The 26,223-nt window shown below is 69.2% G+C and carries 29 protein-coding genes; 24 read left to right on the top strand and 5 right to left on the bottom strand.

The features are described 5' to 3' along the window. Window positions 1–88: 88 nt before the first annotated feature. From ACIBO2_RS56540 to ACIBO2_RS56525, 4 genes are read left to right on the top strand one after another with little or no spacing between them, the layout of a single operon-like run. The gene (locus tag ACIBO2_RS56540) at window positions 89–1,243 is read left to right on the top strand and encodes an acyl-CoA dehydrogenase family protein (RefSeq protein WP_397305160.1); all 1,155 of its coding nucleotides are present in this window, start codon (window positions 89–91) and stop codon (window positions 1,241–1,243) included. Continuing rightward, the gene (locus ACIBO2_RS56535) at window positions 1,240–1,929 is read left to right on the top strand and encodes an acyl-CoA dehydrogenase family protein (RefSeq protein WP_397305159.1); all 690 of its coding nucleotides are present in this window, start codon (window positions 1,240–1,242) and stop codon (window positions 1,927–1,929) included. The genes ACIBO2_RS56540 and ACIBO2_RS56535 overlap by 4 nt, the downstream gene beginning before the upstream one ends. Further along, complete coding sequence (locus tag ACIBO2_RS56530; RefSeq protein WP_397305158.1) at window positions 1,926–2,048, top strand: hypothetical protein; 123 nt, start codon at window positions 1,926–1,928, stop codon at window positions 2,046–2,048. The genes ACIBO2_RS56535 and ACIBO2_RS56530 overlap by 4 nt, the downstream gene beginning before the upstream one ends. Further along, window positions 2,045–3,244 (top strand): CaiB/BaiF CoA transferase family protein, encoded by a 1,200-nt coding sequence (locus ACIBO2_RS56525; RefSeq protein ID WP_397305157.1) that lies wholly within the window; start codon window positions 2,045–2,047, stop codon window positions 3,242–3,244. The genes ACIBO2_RS56530 and ACIBO2_RS56525 overlap by 4 nt, the downstream gene beginning before the upstream one ends. Here the strand turns inward: ACIBO2_RS56525 and ACIBO2_RS56520 are convergent. Beyond that, window positions 3,236–3,841, bottom strand: a complete 606-nt coding sequence (locus ACIBO2_RS56520) for a TetR/AcrR family transcriptional regulator (RefSeq protein ID WP_397305156.1) — start codon at window positions 3,839–3,841, stop codon at window positions 3,236–3,238. The genes ACIBO2_RS56525 and ACIBO2_RS56520 overlap by 9 nt on opposite strands. A gap of 181 nt (window positions 3,842–4,022) precedes the next feature. Between ACIBO2_RS56520 and ACIBO2_RS56515 the strand changes: the two genes are divergently transcribed. Together ACIBO2_RS56515 and ACIBO2_RS56510 are read left to right on the top strand one after the other, a co-directional pair. After that, entirely contained in the window at window positions 4,023–4,853 is an 831-nt protein-coding gene (locus ACIBO2_RS56515; RefSeq protein ID WP_397305155.1) for an IclR family transcriptional regulator, read from the top strand. Between the two features lie 98 nt (window positions 4,854–4,951). After that, window positions 4,952–6,904: a flavin-containing monooxygenase gene (locus ACIBO2_RS56510; protein WP_397305154.1), complete on the top strand. Its 1,953-nt coding sequence runs from the start codon at window positions 4,952–4,954 to the stop codon at window positions 6,902–6,904. A gap of 54 nt (window positions 6,905–6,958) precedes the next feature. Here the strand turns inward: ACIBO2_RS56510 and ACIBO2_RS56505 are convergent, their stop codons facing one another. Further along, on the bottom strand, window positions 6,959–7,753 hold the full coding sequence (locus ACIBO2_RS56505) for an enoyl-CoA hydratase/isomerase family protein (protein ID WP_397305153.1): 795 nt from the start codon (window positions 7,751–7,753) through the stop codon (window positions 6,959–6,961). Between the two features lie 189 nt (window positions 7,754–7,942). On the opposite strand from ACIBO2_RS56505, the gene ACIBO2_RS56500 reads away from it, so the two are divergent. The 12 genes from ACIBO2_RS56500 to ACIBO2_RS56445 all read left to right on the top strand — a co-directional run bounded on the left by ACIBO2_RS56500 (window position 7,943) and on the right by ACIBO2_RS56445 (window position 17,488). Continuing rightward, a complete protein-coding gene (locus tag ACIBO2_RS56500) occupies window positions 7,943–8,344 on the top strand; it encodes a nuclear transport factor 2 family protein (protein WP_397305152.1) in 402 nt (133 codons plus the stop codon). 133 nt (window positions 8,345–8,477) lie between these two features. Then, the gene (locus ACIBO2_RS56495; protein WP_397305151.1) at window positions 8,478–9,635 is read left to right on the top strand and encodes a serine hydrolase domain-containing protein; all 1,158 of its coding nucleotides are present in this window, start codon (window positions 8,478–8,480) and stop codon (window positions 9,633–9,635) included. Then, on the top strand, window positions 9,632–10,495 hold the full coding sequence (locus tag ACIBO2_RS56490; RefSeq protein WP_397305150.1) for an SDR family NAD(P)-dependent oxidoreductase: 864 nt from the start codon (window positions 9,632–9,634) through the stop codon (window positions 10,493–10,495). Before ACIBO2_RS56495 ends, ACIBO2_RS56490 begins: the two co-directional genes overlap by 4 nt. A gap of 20 nt (window positions 10,496–10,515) precedes the next feature. Beyond that, on the top strand, window positions 10,516–11,463 hold the full coding sequence (locus ACIBO2_RS56485) for an alpha/beta hydrolase (protein ID WP_397305149.1): 948 nt from the start codon (window positions 10,516–10,518) through the stop codon (window positions 11,461–11,463). Window positions 11,464–11,478: 15 nt separating this feature from the next. Then, a complete protein-coding gene (locus tag ACIBO2_RS56480) occupies window positions 11,479–12,390 on the top strand; it encodes an SMP-30/gluconolactonase/LRE family protein (RefSeq protein WP_397305148.1) in 912 nt (303 codons plus the stop codon). Window positions 12,391–12,419: 29 nt separating this feature from the next. Continuing rightward, a complete protein-coding gene (locus tag ACIBO2_RS56475; protein ID WP_397305147.1) occupies window positions 12,420–13,325 on the top strand; it encodes an SDR family NAD(P)-dependent oxidoreductase in 906 nt (301 codons plus the stop codon). Between the two features lie 14 nt (window positions 13,326–13,339). Further along, a complete protein-coding gene (locus ACIBO2_RS56470) occupies window positions 13,340–14,557 on the top strand; it encodes a cytochrome P450 (RefSeq protein WP_397305146.1) in 1,218 nt (405 codons plus the stop codon). Between the two features lie 26 nt (window positions 14,558–14,583). Further along, a complete protein-coding gene (locus tag ACIBO2_RS56465; protein ID WP_397305207.1) occupies window positions 14,584–14,895 on the top strand; it encodes a 2Fe-2S iron-sulfur cluster-binding protein in 312 nt (103 codons plus the stop codon). Continuing rightward, on the top strand, window positions 14,892–16,145 hold the full coding sequence (locus ACIBO2_RS56460; RefSeq protein WP_397305145.1) for an NAD(P)/FAD-dependent oxidoreductase: 1,254 nt from the start codon (window positions 14,892–14,894) through the stop codon (window positions 16,143–16,145). The genes ACIBO2_RS56465 and ACIBO2_RS56460 overlap by 4 nt, the downstream gene beginning before the upstream one ends. A 31-nt stretch (window positions 16,146–16,176) precedes the next feature. Next, complete coding sequence (locus tag ACIBO2_RS56455) at window positions 16,177–16,518, top strand: nitroreductase family deazaflavin-dependent oxidoreductase (protein ID WP_397305144.1); 342 nt, start codon at window positions 16,177–16,179, stop codon at window positions 16,516–16,518. A gap of 151 nt (window positions 16,519–16,669) precedes the next feature. Beyond that, the gene (locus tag ACIBO2_RS56450; RefSeq protein ID WP_397305143.1) at window positions 16,670–17,113 is read left to right on the top strand and encodes an ATP-binding cassette domain-containing protein; all 444 of its coding nucleotides are present in this window, start codon (window positions 16,670–16,672) and stop codon (window positions 17,111–17,113) included. Between the two features lie 96 nt (window positions 17,114–17,209). Beyond that, entirely contained in the window at window positions 17,210–17,488 is a 279-nt protein-coding gene (locus ACIBO2_RS56445; RefSeq protein WP_397305206.1) for a helix-turn-helix domain-containing protein, read from the top strand. 742 nt (window positions 17,489–18,230) lie between these two features. Here ACIBO2_RS56445 and ACIBO2_RS56440 read toward each other — a convergent pair. Then, complete coding sequence (locus ACIBO2_RS56440) at window positions 18,231–18,599, bottom strand: hypothetical protein (protein WP_397305142.1); 369 nt, start codon at window positions 18,597–18,599, stop codon at window positions 18,231–18,233. A gap of 231 nt (window positions 18,600–18,830) precedes the next feature. On the opposite strand from ACIBO2_RS56440, the gene ACIBO2_RS56435 reads away from it, so the two are divergent. Then, window positions 18,831–19,319: a MarR family winged helix-turn-helix transcriptional regulator gene (locus ACIBO2_RS56435; RefSeq protein ID WP_397305140.1), complete on the top strand. Its 489-nt coding sequence runs from the start codon at window positions 18,831–18,833 to the stop codon at window positions 19,317–19,319. 303 nt (window positions 19,320–19,622) lie between these two features. Continuing rightward, window positions 19,623–20,663, top strand: coding sequence for a PP2C family protein-serine/threonine phosphatase (locus ACIBO2_RS56430; RefSeq protein WP_397305139.1), 1,041 nt, complete (start codon window positions 19,623–19,625; stop codon window positions 20,661–20,663). Window positions 20,664–20,883: 220 nt separating this feature from the next. Here the strand turns inward: ACIBO2_RS56430 and ACIBO2_RS56425 are convergent, their stop codons facing one another. Further along, a complete protein-coding gene (locus ACIBO2_RS56425) occupies window positions 20,884–22,047 on the bottom strand; it encodes an FAD-dependent oxidoreductase (protein ID WP_397305138.1) in 1,164 nt (387 codons plus the stop codon). A 345-nt stretch (window positions 22,048–22,392) separates the two neighbouring features. On the opposite strand from ACIBO2_RS56425, the gene ACIBO2_RS56420 reads away from it, so the two are divergent. The 4 genes from ACIBO2_RS56420 to ACIBO2_RS56405 all read left to right on the top strand — a co-directional run bounded on the left by ACIBO2_RS56420 (window position 22,393) and on the right by ACIBO2_RS56405 (window position 25,326). Continuing rightward, window positions 22,393–22,743: a class I SAM-dependent methyltransferase gene (locus ACIBO2_RS56420; RefSeq protein WP_397305210.1), complete on the top strand. Its 351-nt coding sequence runs from the start codon at window positions 22,393–22,395 to the stop codon at window positions 22,741–22,743. Then, window positions 22,658–22,963, top strand: coding sequence for a class I SAM-dependent methyltransferase (locus ACIBO2_RS56415; protein ID WP_397305137.1), 306 nt, complete (start codon window positions 22,658–22,660; stop codon window positions 22,961–22,963). The genes ACIBO2_RS56420 and ACIBO2_RS56415 overlap by 86 nt, the downstream gene beginning before the upstream one ends. A gap of 358 nt (window positions 22,964–23,321) precedes the next feature. After that, window positions 23,322–24,614, top strand: coding sequence for a DUF1996 domain-containing protein (locus ACIBO2_RS56410; RefSeq protein ID WP_397305136.1), 1,293 nt, complete (start codon window positions 23,322–23,324; stop codon window positions 24,612–24,614). A gap of 541 nt (window positions 24,615–25,155) precedes the next feature. After that, a complete protein-coding gene (locus tag ACIBO2_RS56405; RefSeq protein WP_397305135.1) occupies window positions 25,156–25,326 on the top strand; it encodes a Tn3 family transposase in 171 nt (56 codons plus the stop codon). A gap of 301 nt (window positions 25,327–25,627) precedes the next feature. On the opposite strand, the gene ACIBO2_RS56400 is transcribed toward ACIBO2_RS56405, so the two are convergent. Further along, the coding region (locus ACIBO2_RS56400; protein ID WP_397305134.1) for an STAS domain-containing protein at window positions 25,628–26,223 on the bottom strand (596 nt) is incomplete at its 5' end.

Here is a 26,223-nt window from a genome sequence, read left to right as displayed (position 1 = left end):
GACATCCCTGGCCGTCCGCTGAACGGAACATCGTCCCCCTGGTGGACTCTGGTCTCATAGCGTGAACCGGACCGAAGGAGGAGTCCGGTTGACATCGACCATCCATCTTCCCCCACACCGCCTCAGCGCGGCCGCACAACGGCTTCGCGACGAGGTCCGGGGCTTTCTTGACGACGAGCTGCAGGCAGGTACCTTCGTTCCGCGCTGCGATGCGTGGATGTCGGTGGCCGATCCAGCCTTCAGCCGGCGCTTGGGCTCGCGCGGCTGGATCGGCATGACGCTGCCGAGCGTCTACGGCGGCCATGATCGATCACCGCTGGAGCGGTTCGTCGTCACCGAGGAACTGCTGGCCGCGGGCGCGCCCGTCGCCGCGCACTGGATCGCCGACCGCCAGATGGGGCCGTCGATCCTGCGCCACGGCAGCCATGCGCAGCGAGAGCGTTATCTGCCGGTGATCGCGCGTGGCGACTGCTACTTCGCCATCGGGATGAGCGAGCCCGACGCGGGCTCCGACCTGGCCTCCGTACGTACCCGCGCCCGGCAGGTCGAAGGGGGATGGGAGATCACCGGGACGAAGGTGTGGACGACCGGGGCGCACTTTGCTCATGCGATCGTCGTCCTGGCCCGTACGGACGGTTCGCCGGCGGACCGGCACACGGGGCTGTCGCAGTTCATCGTGGACCTGCCGGCACCAGGTGTGGAGATTCGCCCCATCCTCGCCGTTGACGGGGAGCACCACTTCAACGAGGTGATCTTCGACGCGGCCGTCGTCGGGAAGGACAGTCTGCTGGGCGAGCGCGGCGCGGGCTGGCGGCAGGTTACCGCCGAACTGGCGCACGAGCGGTCCGGGCCAGAGCGGTACATGAGCACGGTGCCGCTCCTGCGCGCGTGGGCGGAGCAGCTGGGCGGGCAGAGCGGTGACACGGTCGCCGATCGGGAGCTGGGCAGGCTCACGGCACGCGCCTGGACGCTGCGCCAGATGTCGTTGTCCGTGGCGGCGGCGCTGGCCGAGGGGCGGCCGCCCGAGATCGCCGCCGCGCTGGTGAAGGATCTCGGATCCCGCTTCGAAGGAGACGTGGTGGAGACCGTACGGCGGCTGGCGGGTATCGAGCCCCGAAAGAACGGGCCGGGGCTGGAAGGATTGCTCGCCGAGGCGGTCCTGCACTCCCCGGTGTTCACGCTGCGCGGCGGAAGCAACGAGATCCTCCGTTCGGTCGTGGCGCGAGGACTGGGGGTCCGATGAACGACGATCTGCGTGCGGAGATCCGCGCGGCGGTGAGCGCCATCCTCAAACGACCGGGCGAGGGCCGTACCCACGCCGACGGCTTCGACCGGGCGGTGTGGAAGGACCTGAGCGAGGGCGGCTTCCATCTCGTCGGCGTCCCGGAGGAGGCCGGCGGCAGCGGGGGAACCCTGGGCGATCTGGCGGTGGTGGCTGATCTGGCGGCCTTTCACGCCGCCCGGGTGCCTGTGGTGGAGACCGCCTTCCTCGCCGGTTGGCTGCTGGCCGGCGCCAGGCTGTCCATGCCCGAGGGCCTGGTCGTCGCCTCCCTCGACGCGGCTCGCGGGCGTCGGCGGGACGGTGCGCTGCGGCTGTCGGGGCGCCTTCGCGTGCCGTGGGCCCGGCACGCCGATCACGTCGTCACGACGGTCCGGTGCGGGCATGAGAGCACGGTCGCCGTCATCCCCGGCGGCGCCCGCCAGATGGCCGGCCAGGACCTCGTGACGGCGGACAACCTCGCCGGCGAGCCACGGGACGTGCTGGTCCTGGAAGGGGTGACGGCAGTGCGGCCGAGGACGCCGACGCCGAAGTGGCCGTCGCCGCGGCGAAGGCGACCACCTCGGCCGGCGTGCGGCAGGTCGCCGCGATCGGCCATCAACTGCACGGCGCGCTCGGCTACTCCAGCGAACACCACCTTGGGGCGATGACCACGCGGCTGTGGGCCTGGCGCGATGAATTCGGCAACGAGAGCCACTGGCACGACCATCTGGCCGCCGCCGTCAACAGCCAGGCGTGGTGGCCGCTGCTGACCGGAGGAGTCAGATGAGCGGCGCCATCCGCGGCGTGCGCGTTCTCGACCTGAGCCGGGTTCTCGCCGGGCCGTTGTGCGCGCAGATGCTCGCCGACCACGGCGCAGAAGTGATCAAGGTCGAGGCGCCCGCGGGTGATGAGACCCGCCGGTGGGGGCCGCCGTTCGTCGATGAGGCCGAGACGACGAGCGCCTACTACCAGGGCCTCAACCGCAACAAGTCCAACGTCGTCCTTGATCTGCGCACGCCACCGGCCCGCGAGGTGCTGTACGACCTCATCGCCCAGGCGGACGTGGTCGTGGAGAACTTCAAGGCGGGAACGATGCAGAACTGGGGACTGGGATATGAGTCCCGGCTCGTGCAGGAGTTCCCCAGGCTGGTCTACTGCCGCGTCACCGGCTACGGCGTCGACGGCCCTCTTGGGGGCATGCCCGGCTACGACGCCGTGCTGCAGGCTTACGGCGGGTTGATGAGCCTCAACGGCGAACGCGAGGGCGAGCCGCTGCGTGTGGGGGTCCCCATCGTGGACATCACCGCGGCGCACCAGGCGTTCGCGGGGGTGCTGCTGGCCCTGCTGGAGCGGGCCGGCAGCGGGCGGGGACAACTCGTCGACGTGACGTTGTTCGACGCGGTCCTGTCGATCCTGCACCCGCACTCCGCCACCTACCTGCAGTCGGGCGAGGTGCCCGAGCGAACCGGGGCCGCGCATCCGACGGTGGCGCCCTATCAGGTGTTCCGCACCGCGGGGCAGGGCCGCCTGTTCGTCGCCGCGGCCAGTGACGCGCAGTTCGCCGCGCTCACCGACGTGCTCGGCTGCCCGCACCTGGCCGATGATCCGCGCTTTCGACGTAACAAGGACCGGGTGAGCCATCGGGCGCAGCTGCTGGCGGAGCTGGAGCCGGCCTTCCTGCATCAGGACGCCGGCGATCTGGCGGAAAGGCTGGCGGCGCGTGGCGTGCCGGCGAGTCCTGTCCACAACATCGACGGCGCGCTGTCCGCGCCGCACGCGCGGCATCGCGCCATGGTCGTCCAGGACGGGGCATACCTCGGCATCGGCGTTCCGATCAAACTGGACCGGTCGGCGGCGGTGCCGCCGCGTGCCCCCACCGCGGCAGGGGCCGACACCTGCCGCGTCCTGACCGAGCTGGGCTACAGCCGGGAGCGGATCTCGGCGCTCGGGAGTGCGGGGGCCTTCGGGCCGCACTCACCCTGAGGGCGCCCGGACGCCGTCCAGCACCATGTGAAAGGCCTCCCGCAGCAGGTCGGCGATGTCCTGGCCGGAGTCGGAGGTGATCCACTGCATGAAGACGTGCCGGGTGGCCTGCACTACGAGGTAGGCGGGGAGCGAGCGTTCCAATGGACGCTCGCTCCACCCGATGCGCTGGGCGAGGAATTCCGCCACCGCCTCGGACAGCTCGTCGTCGACCTCCATCCAGCGCAGCCGGTACTGCGGACTGGCGGCCACCACCGCCAGGAAGCGGCGCTCGGAGGGGCCGAACACCTGCTCTTCGAGCGCCGACATCCACACCGCGACCAACACCTCTACGAGGTCGCCGTCGGTGGGCGCGTCCCGCAGCGCCTTGATGACCAGGTGCGAGCTGTGGCGGAACAGCGGCCGTACGACGTCCTCCTTCACCGGGAAGTGGCGGTAGAACGTGCGCGTGGCGATGCCCGCCGCCTCGGCGATGCGCTCGACCGTCGCCGAGGTGTCGCCATCGGCGACGAAGATCTCGGCCGCCTTGTCAGCGATCGTCATCCGTAGTTCCTCGGTACGCCGCTCCGTCAGGGTCGGACGGCTGGGCTTCGTCATGGGCAACACCTCACAACCTCCAAGTCTCCCAGAGGACCGACACCAACCCGATCCGCACTTTCGTATGCGGAAAATGGATCCAATCCGTTTACACCATCGCCATCGGGTCTTAAGCTCACCTGTGTCAGTTTGTGCCACATAGGCACAATATGCAAGCCGGTGATAATGCCGGGAGGCAAGCATGACCACGGCGCAGAGCCACGGCTCGCCCATCACCATGATCGACAGAGTGGCGTCCCTGTTGCAGGTCTTCGACGGCCACCCCAGGCTCACCCTGGCGCAGATCGCGCGGCAGGCCGACCTGCCGCGTTCGTCGGCGCACCGGATTCTGCAACGGCTGGTGGAACTCGGCTGGGTGGCACGCGAGGGCTACCAATACCGCCTGGGCCTGCGCATGTTCGAACTGGGCAGCAAAGTCGTCCAGCGCGAGCGCCTGCACCAGGCATGCCTGCCCTTCATGTACGCCCTGCACCGCTCCACCGGCTTGACGGTGCACCTGAGCGCGCTCGTGTCGGACGAGGTGCTGCACTTGGAGCGCATCGGCGACTGGCCGGAGAAGGGAGAGGGCTGGCGCCCGGGAGGCCGTCAGGCCGCCGTACACTCCGCCGCCGGCCGCGCCGTTCTCGCGCAACTCACTGAAGCCGAGTGGCCCGAACTGGCCTTCCCGCCACCGGCCACCGTCTACGGAGTGCACAGTCTCGCCCAGCTGCGACGCGACTTGGAGCGCGTCCGTGACCGCGGCGGCGTCGCCATTGACATCCAAGGCTGCAGCGCCGGCATGACCGCGGTGGCCGCCGCCATCGGCCCATCAGGCAGCGATCTACGCGCGGCGCTGTCGCTGTGCGGGCCTGCCGGAACGATGTCGGCCCAGGAGGCGGGCGATACGGTACGCATCACCGCCATGGACATCTGGTACGCCACGTCCGGGATGGCCCGCCGCCCTGGACGGTCCGCGCGTGTCGCCACGATCACCCACGCCGTGCGGCGCACCGACATCACCCCCGCTTACTGAAGGCACCAGATCGCCGGCCTGTCGCGCGCTGACGCCCTGGCGCCGCGCATGACGTCGCCGCATCTCACCCCCGGCCCAGACGAAGGAACCGGTGACCCATGACCTTGATAACCCCGGACCAGCCCACTTACGTCCTGGCCCCCGTTACCGGCATCGATCGCAAGGCCCTTGACGCGGCTATCGACGTCGCCGAGCCGGGAGCCCTGCTGATGGCGCTGATCCACCACACAGGGGACATCGGTCTCCTCGACGAGTTCAAGGCCAGGCTCGAGCAAGAACAGCTCCGCGCGCCGGCGATCATGGGCGAGTACCCCGCGGCGGTCGCGGCCGAGGTGCGCGAGCGCGCCCGGCACCTGCTCGACGGGCCGCTGATCCCCCGGATCGCCGTACCTGACGACACGCTGTTCCGCCGGATGGCGGAGCTGTGCGTGGGCGATGTCGTCGGTGACGAATACGTTCCCCATTTGCGGGAGCAGGGTGGTTTTGAGGCCGCCCGGCGGGTCGTCGCGACCACCCGCGAGCCGCCGCCGGAATTCACTGTCGCGATCATCGGTGGCGGCATGATCGGCCTGAACGCCGCGATCAAGCTCGGGCAGGCCGGCTTTCGCTACCAGGTGTTCGAACAGCGTGACGACCTCGGCGGAACGTGGTCGCGCAACACCTATCCAGGTGCGGCCGTCGACACGCCGAGCCACTTCTACTCGTACTCGTTCGAGCTCAATCCCCGCTGGTCGAAGTACTACCCGACGGGTCCGGAGTACCTGAGCTACCTGCGCCACGCGGCCGCCAAATACGACCTCTACCCGCACATCGCCTTCTCCACGAAGGTGCTCGGCTGCCGCTGGCAGGAGGACGACCAGATCTGGGAACTGACCGTCCGCCACCAGGACGGCTCCCTGCGCACCCATCGGGCCAACGCCGTCGTCACCGCCACCGGCGTGCTCAACGCCGCGGCCGTCCCCGACATCGACGGAATGGACACCTTCGAAGGCGAGACGATGCACACCGCCGAGTGGCGCCACGACGTGGACCTGACCGGCAAGCGCGTGGTCGTGCTCGGCACCGGCTGCACGTCCGTCCAGGTGGTGGCCACCGTCGCCGAGCAGGTCGAGTCCTTGGACGTCGTGATGCGCCAGCCGCACTGGGTCATCCCCGAGCGCAAGGTCGCCGCCGACGTGCCCGAGGGCATGAGGTGGGCGCTGGAGCACATTCCGTACTTTCACCAGTGGTTCCGCGTCAAGACCTATTGGTGGGCCGCCGACAAGGGCTACTCCATCCCGCGCATCGACGAGGAGTGGTACGCCACGCACGTCTCGGCGTCCCCGGCCAACGACGCGGTGATGCAGGTCTGCCTGGATTACCTCGACCAGTCGTTCGCCGACCGCCCCGAGCTGAAGGAGATGCTGACGCCGGACTTTCCGCCGTTCGCCAAGCGGATCGTCAAGGACCCCGGCTTCTTCGAAGCCGTCAAGCGTGACAACGTGTCGCTGCACCGCGGATCCTTGCGGCAGATCCGCCCGGACGGCGTGGTGACGACGGAGGGCAGGTTCATCGCCGCCGACGTCATCATCTGGGCCACCGGCTTCAAGCTCGAATACCTGGGATTCCTCGATGTCGTCGGCCGTGGCGGCGTCAGGCTGGCCGAGGAGTGGGCCGATGAGAATCCGCGGGCTTATCTGGGCATCACGGTGCCGGGCTTTCCCAACTTCTTCGTCACGGCAGGTCCGAACGCCGCTCCCAACCACGGCGGTGGCCACAACGTCACCAGCGAGGAGCACGTTCACTACATCGTGGAGAGCCTGCAGTACCTGATCGAGAACGGCCGCACCGCGATGGAGCCGACGCGGGAGGCGAGCGACGACTACAACCGCCGGGTCGATGAGGAACTGGACAAGACGGTCTGGAAACACGGCGGCACGGCGACCGGCTACTACCGCAACAAGGCCGGACGAGCGTGGGTGGCCTGCCCGTGGCGGCTGGTCGACTACTGGGCCATGCTGCGCGCGCCGGAGCCCCGTGACCACGTGTTCACCTCGGCACCCGAAAGCTGATCGTCGCACGCGAGGGGTGCGGGCAGTCCGCACCCCTCCGCTTACGTGTCGTGGTCATTCCCCACGGAAGATCGGGGACCGTCGCTCAAGGTTGGCCGCGATGCCCTCGGCGCAGTCCTTGGTCGCCCAGAGACGGGACTGCTCCGCCAGTTCGTGCCGCAGAGCCTCGGCGACGCGGCGCGCGAGATCGGCACGCAGCGTCGAGCGGATGGACCTGACCGCCAGCGGGGCCGCCGACGCCAGTTCGCGCGCCCAGGCGAGCGAGTGCTCACGCTGCCGGCCCGGCTCGGCCAGCCGGTCGGCCAGCCCGATGCGATGTGCCTCCTGGCCGCGCACCGGCCGTGCGCTCAGCAGCATGTCGGCCGCGACCTGCCGGCCGACGATGTCCGGCAGCGTCACGCTCAGCCCGAACCCTTGGTGAAAGCCCAGCATCGCGAAGTTGGCGACGAACCTGCTGTTCTCGTCGGCGACCCGGAAATCGGCCGCGCAGGCCAGGCCCAGCCCTCCGCCCACGGCGGCGCCCTGTACGGCGGCGATGATCGGGATCCGGATCTCGAACAGCTGCGCCGCCCGCCGGTACAGGCGCTCCGACACGGCCACCCGATCACTGTCGAAACCGCCGCCCGCACCGAAGTCGGCGCCGGCGCAGAAGTGCTTGCCCTCGGAAGCCAGAACGAGGACCCGGCAGTCGAGGGTGTCGTCCAGCTCGCGGGCGGCATCCACGATCCGGCCGATGAGGCGCTCGTCGAAGAAGTTGGCGGGCGGCCGGCGCATCTCCAGGAGCCCGACCCCATGGTCCAGCGTGACCGAAAGATCCGGCTCAGGATGGGTCTCGGCGTCTGCTGTCACGAGCGGCCTCCACATCGTCGGGGATGAGATCACTTCTTACCCTGCCCGACGTGAGCCGCCCCCCGCCGACGAGATGTCCGCTCAGTGGACGTCCGCCACCGCGCGACGGGCGACCGAGGGGACAGTCGTTCTCGCAGACCAGCCGCCCCCGCCGACGACCATCGGCAGGGGCCGAGGCGAAGGACATCCATGGTTTTCCAAGAGGCAGCGGAGGCGATCGGTATCGCCAACGTCCTGCACGCGTTCGCCCGTCTGGCCGACGAGGGCACACCGCCCGACCTCGGCGCCCTGCTCGCCGACGACGTGGAGTGGACGATGGCCGGGGCGCACTGGCGCGGACGCGAGCAGACCGTCGCCGGGCTGAGCCACATGCGCGAGCTCGGACACGCCGGGCCGGACTCGGGCAACCGGCACGTGATCACCAACCTGGAGGTGCACGTCACCGGCGACCGCGCCACGGCGTCGTCGTACTTCTTGCTCGTATCGTCCGGCTCGCCCGCGGCGATTCTCGCCGCAGGCGCTTACCGCGACGAGCTCAGCCGCGGACAGGACGGCCGTTGGCGTCTGGCCCGGCGCGAGGTGGCGTCCTGATACCGCGCATCAGGACGCACAAGTCGTCCACTCACCGGAACATCGTCCCGCGACGGCGTCGCCTCGACCCTAGCGTCGGGTCACCAGCCCGTAACCGATGGAGCGCGGGGCCGCTTAGCGCAGGGGAGAGCAGATGACAGTCGCCGCCCACACCGACCCTCGCCTCAGTAAGGCCCTTGATCGTGCGCTGGATCTGGGAGAGATCGGTATCGCCGTCGCCGCCTACCACCGAGGCGAACTGGTCGTCGACGCCGTCGCCGGAGTAACCGATGTCGCCACGGGCACACCCGCCGACGGGAGCACCTTGTTCCCGGTGTTCTCCGTGACCAAGGGCGTCACAGCGATCGCGCTCCACTTGCAGGTCGAGCGCGGGCTGGTCGACCTGCAGGCGCCGATCGCCCGATACTGGCCGGAGTTCGCCGCCCACGGCAAGCACGCCATCACGGTCGAGCAGGCGCTGTCGCACCGCGCCGGGATCCCGCAGATGCCCGCAGACGTCACCCCGGAGCTCCTGGCCGACTGGGAGTGGATGACCGGCCGCATCGCCGGCTTCACGCCCCTGTACGAGCCGGGCACGATCAGCGCCTACCACGTTCTCGTCTGGGGCTGGATCATCGGCGAGGTCGTGCGCCGCACCGACCCGGCACATCGTCCCTTCGACGTCTTCGTGGCCGAGGAGATCTGCGCGCCCCTCGGCGTCACCGATTTCCACCTCGGCGTGTCCGACGCCGATCTCGGGCGGGTGGCCACGTTGTACGGCGGCAACGCGTTCGCGATCGTCGACGAGCACGACATCAGCCCTCAGGCGGTCTTCCCCGGCTCCGACGTGCACAACCAGCCGGTCATGCGGCAGGCCGTGGATCCCGGGGCGGGCGCGATCGCCACCGCCGCCTCGGTGGCCAGGATCTTCGCGATGCTGGCCGAGGGCGGGCGACTCGACGGCGTCCGGCTGCTGTCGCCCGACAGGGTCGCCACCTTCACCCAGCCCAGGACAGACGCGCACGCCCCGGACCAGGTGCTGCCTATCCCGGTGTGGTTCGGCGCCAACGGGTTCTGGCTCGGCGGCGAGCCGGGCGCGTCCGACCCGCTCGTGGGCGACCACCGCTCCATCATCTACAGCCCCGGCGCGGGTGGCTCCGTGGCCTGGGCCGATCTACGCGACCGGATCGCGGTCGCGATCTGCCACAACAACATGGACGCCTCGGTGAGCGCGGGACCTGACAGCACCTTCGAGCCCGTGGTGCGGGCCGTCCGCGAGATCGTCGCCGAGCGTGAGAGGAGTATGCGATGAGTTCGGCGCAGGAGCTGTTCGGTGGCGGCGTCGCGGTGATCACTGGAGCCGGTGCGGGCATTGGCGCCGGCCTGGCCCGGTACGCGGCCCGTGACCTCGGCATGAACGTGGCGCTCGCCGACGTCGACGCTGCGGCGATCGCCGCCTTGCGGGCCGAACTGGAGCAGCACGGCGTCCGCGTCTTGGACGTCGTCTGCGATGTGCGGGACGCCGCCGCTGTTGAGCGGCTGGCGGAGAGCACCGTCGCGGGCCTCGGCCCGGTCAGACTGCTGGTGAACAACGCCGGCGTGGAACAGTTCGGATACCTGTGGGACACCCCGGTCGCCGGCTGGGAGCGTCTTGTGGCGATCAACATCAACGGGGTCTTCCACGGCATCAAGGCATTCTTGCCACGCATGATGGCCGAGCCGGGGCAGTCGTGGGTATGGAACCTGTCGTCCATCGGCGGGGTCAGCGCCAGCCCCCTGCAGGCGCCGTACATCATGAGCAAGCACGCCGTACTGGCGCTCACCGAGTGCCTGCGCCAGGAGGTCGAGCTCGCCGGGCACGGGCAGCACGTCCATGTTCAGGCGGTTCTGCCCGGCGCCGTGGCCTCGAACATCTTCGAGTCCGCCGGTGCTGTCGACGACGGGGACGTCGCCGCCGCCGAGGAGCATCGCGCGGCCATGCTCCAGATCAAGGCCCAGGCGATGGATCCCCTCGACGCCGCCCGCCGGTTCTTCGACCAGGCCGCCGAGGGTGAGTTCTACCTGCTGTCGCAGCCCTTCGTCGCCGACGCGATGGCCGGGCGGGCCGACATCCTGACCCACCGCCGCGCTCCGCGACTGCCGTCGGGCGAGTTCTCCGTTCCCGCCTCCTGACCATCCGCCGGAGTCTGCTCATGTCACCGCCATTCAACCTTGACCCGGACGCCTCGGCCATCGCCGCGGCGATGGCCGGGATGCCGCCGATGCGGGAGCGCGGCCTCGCCGCGATCCGCCAGGCCCTGGAAGCGATGCCGCTGCCCGTGGACCTGCCGGTGATGGCGTCCACTGAGGATCGGCTGATCGACGGGCGCTGGGGGGAGATTCCGCTGCGCGTCCACCGTCCGACCCTCGACGAGCGCGCGCCGGTGCTGGTGTACTTCCACGGCGGCGGCATGTGCCTGGGCTCCAACCACTCCTTCGAGCCGCCGGCCCGGCATCTGGCCCACCACAGCGGCGCCACGGTGGTGTCGGTCGGATACCACCTGGCTCCGGAATCGCCGCCGCCCGCCCAGTTCGACGACGCCTACACCGCCACCGTCTGGACCGCCGAACACGCCGACGAGCTGGGCGTCGACCCGGACCGGCTCGCCGTCGTCGGCGACAGCGCGGGCGGCACCCTGGCGGCGGCGGTCGCCCTGGCCGCGCGCGACCGGGGCGGGCCGGCGATCAGTTGCCAGGTGCTCGCCTATCCCGGCATCGACCGGGACCTGGCCGCCCGGTCGATGTCCCAGTACGCGCACGCACCGATCCTGACCAGGGACGACGTCCTGTTCCTGAACGAGAACGCCGACGCGGGTCAAGGTCACCCGCACAGCCCGTACCGCATCCCGGCCTACGCCGCCGACCTGCGCGGCCTGCCGCCGGCCATCGTGGTGACGGCCGAATGCGACCCGATCAGGGACTGGGGCGAGCGCTACGCCCACCGGCTGCGCGAGGCCGGCGTCCAGACCACCCACACCCGCTACCCCGGCACCTACCACGGCTTCCTCGCGCAGTCCGACCACCTCGCGCGGGGCCGCCTGGCCGTCGCCGAGATAGGCGCGCTGCTGCGCGCCAAATTCGCCCACCCGCTGCCCTTCTGACCTGTAGGAGAACCTGTGGCCGATCCGTTCGCCGACGCCCGCGTCCTGGCCGCCAAGCAACTGTCGAGCGGGTACACCTGGGCCGAGTGCCCCCGCTGGCACGACGGGGCGCTGTGGTTCAGCGACATGTACGCCCACCGCCTCGTGCGCCTGGACGACGACGGCACCCCGCACACCATGGTCGACCTGTCGCAGCGGACGTCCGTCAACGGCACCGAGGTCATCCCCGGCGGGTTCGGCTGGCTGCCCGACGGCAGGCTGATCGTCACCTCGATGCACGAGCGGCTTGTCCTGGCCTACGACGGTGAGCGGCTCACCGAGCACGCCGACCTGCGGCACCTGGCGAGCGGACCGATCAACGACATGGTCGTGGACGCCGACGGCCGCGCCTACGTCACCCAACTCGGCTTCGAGCTGTTCCAGGGGGAGGAGCCACGCGATTCGCCCCTGCTGGCGGTGGACCCCGACGGCACCGCACATGCTCTGACCGACCTGGGCGGCATGTCCGGCGCCAACGGCATCGCGATCACCGCAGACGGACGCCGCGTGCTGACCGCAGAGGCGTTCGCCAACCGCATCACCGTGCTGGACCGCGACGAACACGGCTGCCTCGATGGGCGGCGGGTTTTCGCCGTCACTCCCTCCCTGCCGGACGGCATCTGCTTGGACGACGACGGCGGTGTCTGGGTGGGAATGCCCGGCCTGGCCGTAGCTCGCTTCGTCGAAGGCGGCGCCATCACCGACGCGGTGCCCTTCGACGCCACCGAGGCACTGCCGCCCGCCTGCGTACTCGGCGGCGCCGACCGGCGCACCCTGTACATCTGCGCCGGGCTGGATGTCATGGACTGGGCGGAGTCCCGCCGCAATCGCCGCGGGACCGTCTGGCAAGTCCCGGTCCAGGTGAGCGGTGGAGCGTGCCGTCCGTGACCCGCCGGCCCGACCAGAGGGGATCCGCTGTGGACCTGCTTTCCTTCCACGACCGCGTCGTGATCGTGACCGGCGCCGGACGCGGCATCGGCCGGGCACACGCCCTGCTGCTGGCCGCCCGCGGCGCCGGCGTCGTCGTCGCCGACCTCGGCGCCCGTGTGGACGGCTCCGGCGTCGAGGGCGACGACCCCGCCGCCGGCGTCGCCGCCGAAATCCGTGCCGCCGGTGGGCGAGCCGTCGCCTGCCGCGCCGACGTCGCCACCGAAAGCGGCGCCGCCGAGGTGGTCGAGGTCGCCGTGGCCGAGTTCGGCCGGCTGGACGCGGTGGTGAACAACGCCGGCATCGTCCGCACCGGGCACTTCGACGAGATCCCGATCGAGGAGTACCGACGCCACCTCGACGTGCACTTCTTCGGCTCCTTGTACCTCTGCCGCGCGGCCTGGCCGCACCTGATCGCCTCCGGCAGCGGCCGGGTGGTCAACACGGTCTCCGCCGCGATGCTCGGCAATCCGCTGATGACGCACTACGGCAGCTCCAAGGGAGCGGTCTTCGCCCTCACCCGCAATCTCGCCATCGAAGGCGCCCAGCACGGCGTGCTCGTCAACGCCCTGGCGCCCGGAGCAGGTACGCGCATGGCCGAGAACTCGGCCGAGTCGCTGTCCCCCGACGTGATGGAATACCTGCGCACCCAGCTGCTGCCCGAGCACGTGGCCCCAGTGGCCGCCTACCTCACCCATCCCTCCTGCCGGGTGAGCGGCGAGGTCTTCAACGCCGCCGGAGGCACGGTCAACCGGCTCGCCGTCGTCACCACCCAGGGCATCCATGAGCCCGGCCTGACCATCGAGACGGTGGCCGAACGGTTCGACGACATCGTGGCCCTCACCCCCGAGGCGCGGCCAGAAACCATCACCGCACCACAGCCCCATTCCGCCTGAATATCAACGGAGAGATGATGACCACCGATATCGAGTTCCCCTTCGCGCCCCAGCCCCCGGCCGAGGCCGTGGAGCACCTGCGGCGCCTCATGGCCGACCGCCCCATGACCAAGGTCACCATGCCCTACGGCGGCGACGTCTGGATCGTGCACCGCAACCAGGCCGCCCGGCAGATCCTCAGCGACCGGCGCTTCGTCCGCGAACCCTTCCGCACCGGAGAGCGGGAGGTGCCGTTCTTCGTGCCCTTCCCGGATTTCCTGCGCACGACCCTGCAGTTCGAGGACCCGCCCCAGCACACCAGGCTGCGCAAGCTGGTGCAGAAGGCGATCTCGCCACGGCGCGTACGCGACATGCGCGACTCGGCGGCCGCCTTCGCCAACCAGCTGATCGACGGCATGATCGCCCGCGGCGGCGTGCGCAACCTCGTCGCCGAGTACGCGGTGCCGCTGCCCATCGAAATGCTCAGCTCGCTGCTCGGCGTGCTCTCGTCGGACCGGGAGAAGTTCGAGCGGTGGAGCTCCTCCACCCTGTCGGTGGCCGGGAAATCGGAGGAGGAGATCGCCGCCGACATGGGCGAGCTGGCCGCGTACATGACCGACCTGATCGCCAAGCGACGGGCCGAACCCCGGGACGACCTGCTCAGCTCCCTGGCCCACGCCCACGAACGCGACGAGACGCTCACAGACGCCGAGATCCTGCCCATCGCGTTCCTGCTCATCGTCGGCGGCTTCGACAACACCGCCAACTTCCTGACCACCGGCGTGCTGTCGCTGCTGCGTTCCGACGAGCAGCGGGAGCTGTTTCTGACCGACCCCGACGCCCTGGCCCCCACGGCCGCCGAAGAGGTGCTGCGCCACGGCGACTTCATGATGGGCGGCCCGGTCGGGGGAGGGGGCGGCCTGGTGCCGTTCGTCGCGACGGAGGATGTGGTCATCGACGGGCAGCTGATCGCCGCCGGCGAAGCCGTCAGTATGGACCCGGGCGCCGCCAATCATGACCCCGACGTCGTACCGGACCCGGGCCGCTTCGACATCACCAGGACCGACAACCCGCACCTCATGCTCAGCTACGGCGTGCACCACTGCCTCGGCGCGCCGCTGGCCCGCATGGAACTCCAGGTCGGCATGGCCGAGATCTTCAAGCGGCTCCCACAGCTACGGCTGGCGGGCGAACCCGTGGTCCGCCACGACGTGCTGACCCAGCCGATGACCGACCTGCCCGTCACCTGGTGAACGCAAGGAACAGCGCATTGCCGAAAGTGTTCTACACCCAGCCCGACGGCCGCCAGGACGTGATCGAAGCGGCCACCGGAGACTCCGTCATGCAGACCGCGGTCCGCAACGGCGTCTCCGGCATCGTCGGACAGTGCGGCGGCTCACTGTCGTGCGCGACCTGCCACGTGTTCCTGGCCGAGGAGAACGCGGGCGACTTCGCCCCCGTCGGCGACGACGAGGACGAGATGCTCGACTGCGCCGCCACCGAACGCCAGGACAACTCCCGCCTGTCATGCCAGCTCATCCTGCGCGAGCACCAGGAGGTTCACGTGACCGTCCCGGAAGCCCAGCTGTGAACCTGCTCATCGTGGGCGCGGGTCAGGCCGGTGTGCAGATCGCGAGCAGCGCCCGGGACCTGGGCTGGGAAGGCCCCATCACCCTCATCGGGCAGGAACCGCACGCCCCCTACGCCCGGCCTCCACTGTCGAAGGCGTTCCTCAAGGGCGAGGCCTCACTCTCGTCACTCGCGCTGCGCAGCGCTGCCTTCTACTCGGAGCACCGCATCGATCTGGTGACCGAGCAGCACATCGACCGGTTCGACCTCAGCGGCGACGGCACGGGCACGGCCACCTCTACCACCGGCCGCCGTTGGCGGTTCGACCGTCTCGTGCTGGCCACCGGCGCGCGCCCCCGCCGCCTCCCGATCGAGGGCGCCGACCTCGACGGCGTGCTGACGCTACGCGACGCCCACGACGCGCGCATCCTCGCCGGGCGCATGGCCACTGCCACCGCCCTGGTCGTCATCGGCGGCGGCTTCATCGGCTTGGAGGTGGCCGCCACCGCCGCGGCGGCCGGCGTGCCGACGACCGTGGTCGAAGCCGCGCCGGCGCTGATGAACCGCGTCGTGAGCACGGCCACGGCGGAGCTCGTCGCCACCGCGCACCGCGCCGCCGGCGTACGGATCCACACCGGACTGCGCCCTGTCCGCCTCCGCGGTGTGGACGGCGCGGTCGTCGCGGTCGAACTGAACAACGGCGACGAACTGCCCGCCGACCTCGTCGTCGTCGGCGTGGGCGCCCAACCCCGCGACGAACTCGCCCGCGCCGCCGGCCTGCACTGCGACAACGGCATCGTCGTCGACGCCCGGTCCCTGGCCTCCGACGGCCACACCATCGCGGTAGGGGATTGCGCGAACCTTCCCGATCCTTCCCCCGCGCCGGACGACGCTCCACGGCTGCGGCTGGAAAGCGTCGACAACGCCGTCGAACAGGCCACCTCGGCCGCGGGCACACTCGTCGGCCTGCACCGCCCGTACCGCAGCGTGCCCTGGTTCTGGTCCGACCAAGGAGATCTGAAGCTGCAGATCGCCGGACTGGCACGCCCGGATGACGAGGTCGTGCCCCGCACCGGCCGACGCCCCGGGCAGCACACGACGCTTCGCTATCGGGGGCCACGGCTGGTCGCCGCCGAATGTCTCAACGCCTCGGCAGATTTCCTCGCGGTACGCCGGGCTCTCGGCCAGGGCATCTCTCTGCCACGAACGACGGCCACGGACACCGGCCTGTCGCTGAAAGAGCATTTCACCACTGTACGGATGCCTTTGTGACAACGATCTGCTCATTCGAGCAGGCGGAACCTTGCAGGGCCGCCCCGTCATCATCCTCACGACCACAGGCGCGAAGTCCGGGAAGATCCGCAAGACACCGCTGATGCGCATCACCGACGGCACTCGCTACGCCATCGTCGCCTCCCAGGGCGGAGCGCCCACGAACCCCTTCTGGTTCCACAACATCATGGCCGACCCGCATATCTCCTTGCAGGACGGCGCGGTCGTCCGTGACTACATCGCGCGCCGTGTGGAAGGCCTGGAGCGTGAGAAGTGGTGGTCCATGGCGGTGGAGACATGGCCCGACTACGAGGAGTACCGAAAGCGGACCGACCGCGACATCCCAGTCCTCGTTCTCGAGCCCCTCTCCTGACGGCGGACGGGTCCACTGAAGACTCCTGGCGGTGGAACGTGCCGATCCGCCGGTCGAGGCCCAGGAGGAAACGACCGGAAGAGGTCTGACCGGGTGGGTGCGGCGCAGGTCACCCATGACGCGGTGCAGCATGACCAGAGGTCTCTACAGAATGAGGGCGATCCTGGTGCTGACCGCCCGCTGCGCCGACCCGCTGCTGTCGCTGTCGGACATGGGCGGCAAACTGCGCGGCGCGCGTTCGGAGCTGGCCAGACTAGAGACGGTGCTGCGCACCGAGCCGCTGCGAGAACCCCGCGAGCCGATCCAGCCGGCGCACCACGGCCTGGAGTTCGACGCCGTCGCCTTCCGGCACGGAGCGCTCACGGTCTTCGACGAGGTGTCGCTCACCGTCCCTGAAGGACAGCGGCCCGCGGTCGTCGGACCGTCCGGCGCGGGCAAGAGCACTCTGCTGCAGCTGCTGGCGCGCTTCTACGACGTGGACGCCGGCGCGGTGCGCGTGGGAGGCGTGGACGTGCGCGCGATCAGCACCGAGGCGTTGATGGCGCGGATCGCCATCGTCTTCCAGGATGTCTATCTCACTGCTGTCAGGTGGTGAGCGCCAGCGTGTCTCGATCGCGGGCGCTGCTGAAGAACGCGCCCATCGTGCTGCTGGACGAGGTGACCTCGGCGCTGGACCCGGTCAACGGCGCGCCTGTGGTCCCGCTTCCGGTCCCAGCTCGGCATCGCCCCCAAACGCGCCGCCCGGCTGGTGCGCTTCGACCACACCGCCCACCTTCTCGCGGCGGGTCACGCCGCCTCCCGCGTAGCCGCCGAGAACGGCTACGTCGACCAGTCCCACCTTCACCGCGAGGTCGCGATGTTCGCCGGGCTCACGCCCACGGCCCTGGCGGTCGCGCCGTGGCTCGCGGTCGACGACGTCGCATGGCCGGCTTCATCGCCCGCCGGCGCAAGCCACGCCTTCCTGCGATGAGCCACACGCGCAAAGCTCCCGCTTCGGAACGCCCCTCCCACCCCGGCCCTCATCAACCCCATGCCCACCAACCAGAACTCCCGGCTCTTCCGCTCGATCTCCGCGGTTCACCCTGACAGCAGCGTCGCTTCGTGGTCCTTGATCGCTGCTGTGACCAGGCTGCGTGCGGCCCCAGATGATGGCCTCCTGTTCGGCCTGGGAGTCCAGGCCGCGGACGTCACGCAGGGCGATCTGCGCCTCCCAGCCCACCACGACGCTCAGGGCCGAGATCAGGCGCTGAAACGACTCCTCGCTCAGGGTGCCGCGGAGCGGTTCGCAGGGCTCGCTCCAGCCATTCCACCCGGCGGGGGCTGCGTCGCTGGCCGGTCAGCTCTTCACCGTCATCTGCGGTGCGTGTCTTGTGCTGCTGCAGTCTCGATGACGTTCCACAGCGCAGTCATGTGAGCACCTGCAGGTCAAAGCCAAACGGTCACGATGACTTCATAAGGGCCCTCCGCTCGGGTCTGTGTCACAGACGCAACGTAGCTGTGGGTAACCGGAGTTTGCGGACGGCTCGACATGAGCCGTCCGCAAACAGGGCGACTTGCGAGGACGTCCCACCGTCGTAGTCGAGGCGGAGAGCGCCGGACTTGTCCCCGAACGCCCAGGCGGACATCGGGCACCGCAGCCGTCGCTCGCTGTGGCCTGCGGAAACGCTCAACCTTGAGGCTGGCGGCACGGACCCGAGCGGCAGGCCCAGATCTTAGGGGTTGAGGAGGCGGTTCGTCTCGGCCAGCAACTCGCTCTGGCGGAGGCGGTCGGCGGGGAACGGCATCGTGATGACGCGGTGCACGCCGACCTCGGCGAGTGCGGCCAGCCGTTCGGCGGCCGCGGCGGGTGGGCCGGAGAACGGGCCGCCACGGGCCTCCTCCTCGGTCATCCTGTACTCCATCAGCGACCGGGCCTGAGCGTCGATCACTGACGCGGGCAGGTTGCCGAGACCGACGCTGAGGCCAATCGTGACGCGCGGCGCCGGGCGGCCGTATTCGGCGGCGAGGCCGGCCGCCCGCGACGGCACGCCGATCAGCTTCTGGCAGTTCACCAAGTACGGCCTGATAGTGACCGTGGTCACGATCGTGTTGTGCGTGCCCTACCTTGGCTGCGTTACCTCATGTGACACCCAGTCATCTTGGCCGCCCTCCACGCTGAACGGGCGGCCCCACCGAGATCACTACCTCCCGCCCCGCCGCGAGTTGGCCGCCGCAATGCCTGGCATGCCCAGCACGACGGCACGATCCCCGCAGACGGCTCACGAGGCTTCTCGCGTGCGCCACCCTAACCGCGAGCGTGTACAACAGTCACCATGGAAGTTCGCGCTTCAGGCCAGGTGCACGCCGAGGATCTCGACGCGGTCATCTCGGCGGTTCTCACTGGGTCACGGCTGCTCGTGGCGATCGCGGCACGCTCTCTGGCCGCCGCGCAGGACCGGGTGACGCTCCCTCAGTTTCGCATGCTGGTCGTGCTGTCCGCGCAGGGCGAGACCAAACTCGTCACCATGGCCGAGCTGCTCAACGTCAACAGCTCCACAGCGATGCGCATGGCCGACCGCCTGGTCGCCGCGGGTTTGATCGTCCGCGAGGTCAATCCGCACAATCGCCGCGAGAGCCTCATGCGGCTCAGGCCCGAGGGACAGCGCCTGGTGGACGAGGTGACCGCGCGCCGCCGTGAGGAGATCGCCGCCATCGTCTCCCGCATGACACCTGTGCAGTGCCAGGCCCTCATCTCCGCCATGACCGCCTTCAACCAAGCGGGCGGCGAACCACCGGTCGGCCTGCCCTATCCACTCGGCTAGCCGTCCAACGACCTCGCATCGTGCACCCTAAGATCGGCTTCCGCGTTCTATTGCACTATGCAATGATTAAGATGTCCGACCGAAGCGCTCCTGTTATGGCTCAGAGATCCGGGAGCAATGTCATGAGGGCGTCGCGCCCAACCGTTCGGGTGCGCGGTGCAAGGCGGGTGAAGATGTCATGAGGGATGAAAGCTGCGCTTGAGCAGGCACTGGCGTTGAGCAATCCTTGTATGTCAGCAGTCATGCGCGATCGGCGAGCCGAGAGGACAGCGTGTACGGCCAGGCAGCGGTACGGGGAGTCACGTGAGATCTCATCAGGCCCTTCGATGGCTGCCCTTCGTCGCCATGTTCAGCGTGGCCTTGATCGACCTGCTTGCCGGTCCCGAGCTGGGGTTTCTGCCTCTTCTCACGTTGGGTCCGACCTTCGCGTCGGTGTCAGGCAGCGTTCGCCGCACCGCAGTGGTGGGCGTGATCGCGCTGGCCATCTGCCTGCCCTTGGCCTACTACAACGGCCTGCTGCTCAAGTGGCAGAACAACCTCACCATCGTCACCATTCTCGGGGTCACCGCCGCCAGTATGCTGGCCGGCGACCTACGTCTGGAGCGCGAGCGTGAGCTGGCCAACGTACGGCAGGTCGCCGAGGCCGCCCAGCGTGTGCTGCTGCGGCCGGTTCCACGCCGAGCCGGCGATCTCCGGGTGGCGCTGTCCTACACCTCCGCGGCGGCCGAGGCCCAGATCGGCGGCGACCTGTACGAGATCGTCATCACCCCGCACGGCGTACGGCTGCTCATCGGGGATGTTCAGGGCAAAGGACTGGCCGCGGTCGAGACCGCGGCCTGGGTGCTGGGCGCCTTCCGGGAAGCCGCCTACGACCAGGCCGACCTGAGCGAGATCGGCGGCCGACTCGAGGCCAGCCTCACCAGGCATCTGAGCGCGGAACAGTTCGTCACCGCGATCGTCGCCGAGGTCCACGACAAGGAGATTTCCTTGGTGAACTTCGGCCATCCCGCCCCGATCCTGATCCGCGCGAGCGGGCAGACCCTGGCGTTGGAGCCACCCGAGGAGGGGCTGCCACTCGGCCTGGGCGCACTCGATGTCCTACCACGGAAACCGCACCGGGTGCCGTTCGGCGAAGGAGACCGCATCCTGTTCTTCACCGACGGGGTCATCGAGGCCAGAACCTCCGACGGCCGGTTCTACCCACTGACCGACCGCATCGACCTGCTGAGACAGGAAGACCCGCAAGCCGCGCTCGACACGCTGAGAGCCGACCTGGTCGAACACGTCGGCGGCCCGCTCGACGACGACGCCGCGATGCTTCTCCTGCACCGAAGCGGCAACTGACCGGCGAACCAGATGCCGGTCTGACGATCCAGAGCATCACCAACCGGCTGATCATGCGCGAGACGTTCGCGACTGGTACCGCAGCAACGTCATGGCCCCCCGACGTCATCCTCCGGCCGGCCGAAGCATCCCCTTTCATACGATTCAAGCCACGCATAACTCGTCCCTGAGCTCCGCAGCAAGGGCAGAGGGTCCCTAGGAACCACGCCCTCTGCCCGCCTCAGCCACCGGCGAGCTGGTCGACGCGGCGTCTGATGAGGTTGTGGCCTCCAGGGGTGAGGAAGTTCAGGAACAGGCGATCGGCTCCGGGGAGGGTGGCCAGGCGGAATGTCCAGTCGCGGACGGTGATGCGCAGCCGGCTGGACGGGGCCATCCACTCGATGAAGCGGCGGCCGAGCTCCTGCACCTCGGCGATGGTGGGGCGCATGCGTTCTTCGTAGCGGGCCAGGGCGACCGCAAGGTCTCCGCCACGGAGCTCGTCGGCCAGTATCCAGGCGGCGGCCATGGCCATGGAGGCGCCGTGCGCGGCGAACAGCGACACCGCCTGACAGGCATCGCCCAGCAGCACCACCCGGCCTCGGCTCCAGGACTCCATCCGCACTTGGGTGACCTGGTCGTAGTACAGGTCTGCGGGGAGCCGGGGCAGGGCCGCGGGCAGGATCCAGCCCAGCTCGCCAAAGTGATCGCGGAGCGTGGCGGCCGGGTCGGCGGGCAGGCTGGGATCGGCCTCGCGGCGTAGGAACAGCAGCGCCAGCCGGTCTTGCCGCAACGCGTAGGCGCCGGCCATCAGGCCCGGCACGGTCAGCATCTGGTAGCGCTGGCCAACCTGGGCGTTCAGCTCGCGATCGGTGAGGATGCAGGCGGCGACGTGGTGGCCGAGATAGCGGACATAGCCATCCTCGGGCCCGAACACCAGCTCGCGTACCCGCGAATGAGCACCGTCCGCGCCGACCAGCAGATCCACCGTCCGGCGGAGGCCGCCGGTCAGGGTGACCGTGACGTCCTGGCCATCCTGGTGAACGGCCTCGACGGTGCAGGCATAGCGGACGGGTGCCCTGACCTCCTCGGCGACGGTACGAGCCAGATCGCCGCGCAGCAGGCTGACCACCTCACGGAAGCTCGGCGGCAGGACGAAACCGCTGGTCCGTAGGCCGTCACGGTTGACGTAGTCGAGCTCCGTGAAGGGGTAGCGCCGTTCGTGCAGGCGTGCGGCCAGGCCCATGCGCTCGGCCACCTCATAGCCCGCACCGTAGAAGTCGATCATGTAGCCGCCGGTGCGGAACTCCGGGGCGCGTTCGACCATCTCGACGTGCCAGCCCGCGCGCTCCAGATGCCAGGCCAGCGTCAGCCCCGCGATCCCGGCACCACAGATGAGAGCCCTCATGGCTCCACTCCCCTTCACGGTTCCGCCCGATAGCAGGTCTCCGATGTCCCTTACGCCTTCCCTTTCGTGCGATCGCCTTGGACGTTTGCCCAAAGCGTAGGTCCGATCGTTGCCTTGTGCAATAGTAATTGGTAAGGTCGAACCGCCGCCAGGCGGCTGCCCTGACAGGCGTACGAAAGGCTCGCCTCAACGACCAGAGCGAATGTGCGCAGCGCTAGCGACACGAGTGGCGTGGGCGTTCACGGTTCGACCGCGCCCACCAAGTCGGCCGACCTTGTCCCATTTGCCATCAGAATGCGATCCATTGCATAATGCAAGTGTTCACATTGGTGTTGTGGAGCTGCCATGACCGCGTCGAACATCAACCGGTTCGCGCGCTGGGCCATGGGGTATGAGCGCGACGGCCTGGCCCCGATGCTGTCAGCGTTGCGTGCCGACGGCTACGTCCGACTCGGCGTTACCGACAAGGATCGTTTCCTTGACGTCGGCTGCGCCACCGGAGGCGCCGTACGACAGGCCGCACGCGGCGCGGTCTCGGCGGTGGGTGTCGACCTGTCGATGCCCATGGTCATCCAGGCGGCGCGCCTCGGGGCAGGACAGGAGAGCGTTCATGTGCTCGGACGCCGCCTGGCTGCCTTTCGCATCCGGATCCTTCAGCTGCCTGCTGTGCACGTCTGCGTTGCGTCACTTCGATGACCCTGCGGCAGCGCTGCGCGAGATGGTGCGTGTCCTGCGGCCCGGCGGACGGACTGTGGTCGCCGACTTCCTCGGCGACGGCCCGATGCGCCGCTTCCTGTTCGAGGTCAGGCCCTTCACCTGCCTGACGAGCGCCGGTCTGGCCGTCGTCTCGGCCGAATGGAAGATCACCCCATTCGGCCGCTACGGGACCGTGCTGGCCGCCAAGGAAGAGTGTTGAGCTCGCCCGGCTCGGCCGTCGGCTCTGTCCTGGGCCGCTGATCGACAGGGCCTGGACCGCCCGCGCGATCAGCACGATGTTCTCGCGGCTGGCCAGCTCCTCAGCGACGCGTTGGGGCGGCCCTGTAATACATCGGTAAGCAAATATTGCAGCAGGCAAGCGAACTACGGCCCAAGTGGCTCCGTACCTTCCGGGGACGGGACTTTCCCGCCCAAGGTCAGGAGACCGGAAGGAGTAACGGATGCGGAATCCGCTTGGGGGAAGACGATTCAGACCGTGGCGAGGAGCCATTTTCTTAGCCGGAAGCATCGCACTTGTTCTGGCGGGTTCCCCGCTTTCCGCGCAGGCAGGAACCACAGTGGCGGCGCAGAGGATCATCTGCCCGAGTGTGGCCGGCAGGCTGCCCCAGATTCCAGCCGCCGCCAAAGCCGAGGTCGACCGTAACCTCGCCCTGCTCGACAAACAGATCGAGGAAGCGAACAACCGACTGGCCCGCTCAGCAGGCGAAGGCGGCCCCAACTTCGTCCGCAACGCGATCCTCGGCCCCCTCTCCTCCAAACGAGCCGCCACCCTCGACCGCATCGCCATCGCCATCGGACGCGTCGCCGAACGCCCCACCGGCCTGGACAGACTCGCACCCTGCCAACTCAGCAACACCGACACACCGACACCCGGCAACGGAAACCCGGATCCGGGCGACGGCACCGGCTCGCCCGCCCCTGATCCAGGCGATGGCCAGGATGAGGACGACGTCGCGGCGGCCATCGGGCCGTCGGCCGCGGACTTCATCGACATCCGGCAGGTCCCTCGCCAGCAGCAGCCGCGAGGGGCCGGGAACGGCTCCAGGGGCACGTTCGTCTCCCAGTGCGGCACGAACCGTGAGGGCCATTTCAACACCGACAACCTCATCATCGCCCCCGGCGTGACCAACGGCGCCCAGCACCTGCACGACTACGTCGGCAACGTGTCCACCGACGCCTTCTCCACCAACGAGAGCCTCGCCGCCGCCGGCACCACCTGCCGCAACCGGGCCGACCAGTCCACCTACTTCTGGCCGGTGCTGCGCGTACGCAGCGCCAACGACAAGCCCGGCGCCCCCGAGGTGAACAAGAACAACGTCGGCACGCCCGTACTGCCCTCGGTGGTGCGACTGGAGTACCGCGGCAATCCCACCTCGCAGGTCACGGCGGCACCGCGCTTCCTGAGGCTGTTCTCCGGCGATGCCAAGGCGGCCAGCAACGGCGGGGCCAACGCCCGACCGGCGTGGACCTGCACCGGCTTCACCGACCGCATCACCGACAAGTACCCGATCTGCCCCTCCGGCAGCCGGTTGACCCGCATCTTCGACCAGCCCAGCTGCTGGGACGGCCAGAACATCGACAGCGCCAACCACCGCACGCACCTGACCTTCCCCGACGACAGCGGAGCCTGCCCGAGCGGCACCCAGGCCGTACCACAACTGCGCATGACCCTGGTCTACAACAACGTCCCCAACACCCGGCCCAACGGAACGAACGTCCCCTTCGCGGTCGACGGATTCGCCACCGAACGCCACAACCCCAACACCGACCACGCCGGCACCATCAACGTGATGTCCGAGCAGCTCATGAACAACGTCGTCCGATGCATCAACAGCGGCAGGAGGTGCTGACGACCCAGCCCACGCACCGGCCGGACATCCCTCGTAATGTGATGTCCGGTCGGCGTCACGACCGGCAGCCGCCCCCACCGCTCCGTCCCGTCGTTCACCTTCGCGCCGCGGGGCGGTCGCCCCCGAAGCGTTCGAGATGCTCGCCGACGTGTGCAGGCGCGCTGACGAGGCAGGCGGACGGATGATCGTCGTCACCCGTTGGGGGACCGCGCCCGACACCCCAGAGCCGATCTTGTCCCCCTCCATGAAGGTAGCGCTGGAGGTGTTCGCGATGCCTGGTCGCGGAGGACGCCACCGCGGTCAGGGCCGCGCAGCGGGCCGTGTACACCGAGGGATGGAACAGCGCCCCCGACCCAGCTGGACGGTGACGAACTCGACGCCGTGAGCTCCGCCGTCGTCACCGGCTCCCGCCTGCTGGTTGCCATCGCGGCGCGTTCCCCGGTCGGCGTGCAGGACAAGGTGACGCTGTCCCAGTTCCGCACGTTCATGGTGCTTCCGGCCCACGGCGTGATCTGCAGCGGGAGATTCAGGGGGCCTGAATGTGGGGGAGTCCTCCAATGGCGCAAATTCGATCATCTTTTACGGCAAGGGCGGCGACATCGCCACCAATCGCCGCGAGGAGATGGAGATGACCGTGCTATGTCTTCGGATCTTGCAGGCGGCGTTGGTCTACATTAATACCCTTATGATTCAAGACGTTTTCGCTGATTAGAAATGGTCTGATCTGCTCACGCCAGCCGACCGGCGCGCTCTGACACCGCTGTTTTGGCAGCACGTGCTGCCGTACGGGGAGGTGCGGTTGGACGTGGCCAAGTGACTGGCCCTCGGCGGCGCTGACCCTGGTCCTGGCGGGGCGTGATCATCGCACCGGGCCGAGACGGCTGCCGCCCTGAACGCATGGCCGCCTTTCTGTCCGCGTCCTGGTAGAGGCCGCGCCAGAAGCGGGCGTTGCGGCTGGGCCGCTCTCCTCGCGCAGGAAAGCGGGCCCGGTCGCAAAGGGTGTGGTGGCGGCGTCAGTGGCTGCCGGACAGTTCGCCGGACAGGGTGGCGTGCATTTTGGCGCTGGCCTGGTTCAGGCCGATGATCTGCACGGTTTTGCTGCGGGCGGCGTACTTGGCCTGGACGGCGTCCAGGGCGGCGACGGAGGAGGCGTCCCAGATGTGGGCGTCGGTCAGGTCGATGACGACGTCGTCGGGGTCGTCGGCGTAGTTGAACTGGGAGACGAGGTCGTTTGAGGAGGCGAAGAACAACTCGCCGGTGACGGCGTAGACGACCTGGCCGCCGTCCGGGTCGATGACGGCGGAGACCTCGGCCAGATGCGCCACTCGGCGGGCGAAGATGACCAGGCCGGTGAGCGAGCCGACGACGACGCCGATGGCCAGGTTGTGGGTGGCGACCACGACGGCGACGGTGACGACCATGACGGTGATCTCGCCGGCGGGCATGCGCTTGAGCGTGGCAGGGGCGATGGAGTGCCAGTCGAAGGTGCCGAAGGAGACCAGGATCATGACGGCGACCAGGGCGGCCATGGGGATCTGCGACACCCAGGGGCCGAAGACGATGCACAAGACCATGAGCAGGACGCCGGCGGTGAAGGTGGACAGCCGGG

It is taken from the genome of Nonomuraea sp. NPDC050022 (genome assembly GCF_044460705.1).
Lineage (GTDB): Bacteria > Actinomycetota > Actinomycetes > Streptosporangiales > Streptosporangiaceae > Nonomuraea.
Note: the sequence above shows the minus strand (reverse complement) of the source record. Positions and strands in the feature narration are given on the sequence as shown.

What these genes read in the sequence shown, in the direction of transcription:
- ACIBO2_RS56535 (WP_397305159.1), top strand. Translation starts at nt 1,240, where the DNA reads ATGAACGACGATCTGCGTGCGGAGATCCGCGCGGCGGTGAGCGCCATC.
- ACIBO2_RS56530 (WP_397305158.1), top strand. Translation starts at nt 1,926, where the DNA reads ATGACCACGCGGCTGTGGGCCTGGCGCGATGAATTCGGCAACGAGAGC.
- ACIBO2_RS56525 (WP_397305157.1), top strand. Translation starts at nt 2,045, where the DNA reads ATGAGCGGCGCCATCCGCGGCGTGCGCGTTCTCGACCTGAGCCGGGTT.
- ACIBO2_RS56520 (WP_397305156.1), bottom strand. Translation starts at nt 3,841, where the DNA reads ATGACGAAGCCCAGCCGTCCGACCCTGACGGAGCGGCGTACCGAGGAA.
- ACIBO2_RS56515 (WP_397305155.1), top strand. Translation starts at nt 4,023, where the DNA reads ATGACCACGGCGCAGAGCCACGGCTCGCCCATCACCATGATCGACAGA.
- ACIBO2_RS56510 (WP_397305154.1), top strand. Translation starts at nt 4,952, where the DNA reads ATGACCTTGATAACCCCGGACCAGCCCACTTACGTCCTGGCCCCCGTT.
- ACIBO2_RS56500 (WP_397305152.1), top strand. Translation starts at nt 7,943, where the DNA reads ATGGTTTTCCAAGAGGCAGCGGAGGCGATCGGTATCGCCAACGTCCTG.
- ACIBO2_RS56495 (WP_397305151.1), top strand. Translation starts at nt 8,478, where the DNA reads ATGACAGTCGCCGCCCACACCGACCCTCGCCTCAGTAAGGCCCTTGAT.
- ACIBO2_RS56490 (WP_397305150.1), top strand. Translation starts at nt 9,632, where the DNA reads ATGAGTTCGGCGCAGGAGCTGTTCGGTGGCGGCGTCGCGGTGATCACT.
- ACIBO2_RS56485 (WP_397305149.1), top strand. Translation starts at nt 10,516, where the DNA reads ATGTCACCGCCATTCAACCTTGACCCGGACGCCTCGGCCATCGCCGCG.
- ACIBO2_RS56470 (WP_397305146.1), top strand. Translation starts at nt 13,340, where the DNA reads ATGATGACCACCGATATCGAGTTCCCCTTCGCGCCCCAGCCCCCGGCC.
- ACIBO2_RS56450 (WP_397305143.1), top strand. Translation starts at nt 16,670, where the DNA reads ATGAGGGCGATCCTGGTGCTGACCGCCCGCTGCGCCGACCCGCTGCTG.
- ACIBO2_RS56435 (WP_397305140.1), top strand. Translation starts at nt 18,831, where the DNA reads ATGGAAGTTCGCGCTTCAGGCCAGGTGCACGCCGAGGATCTCGACGCG.
- ACIBO2_RS56425 (WP_397305138.1), bottom strand. Translation starts at nt 22,047, where the DNA reads ATGAGGGCTCTCATCTGTGGTGCCGGGATCGCGGGGCTGACGCTGGCC.
- ACIBO2_RS56420 (WP_397305210.1), top strand. Translation starts at nt 22,393, where the DNA reads ATGACCGCGTCGAACATCAACCGGTTCGCGCGCTGGGCCATGGGGTAT.
- ACIBO2_RS56415 (WP_397305137.1), top strand. Translation starts at nt 22,658, where the DNA reads ATGTGCTCGGACGCCGCCTGGCTGCCTTTCGCATCCGGATCCTTCAGC.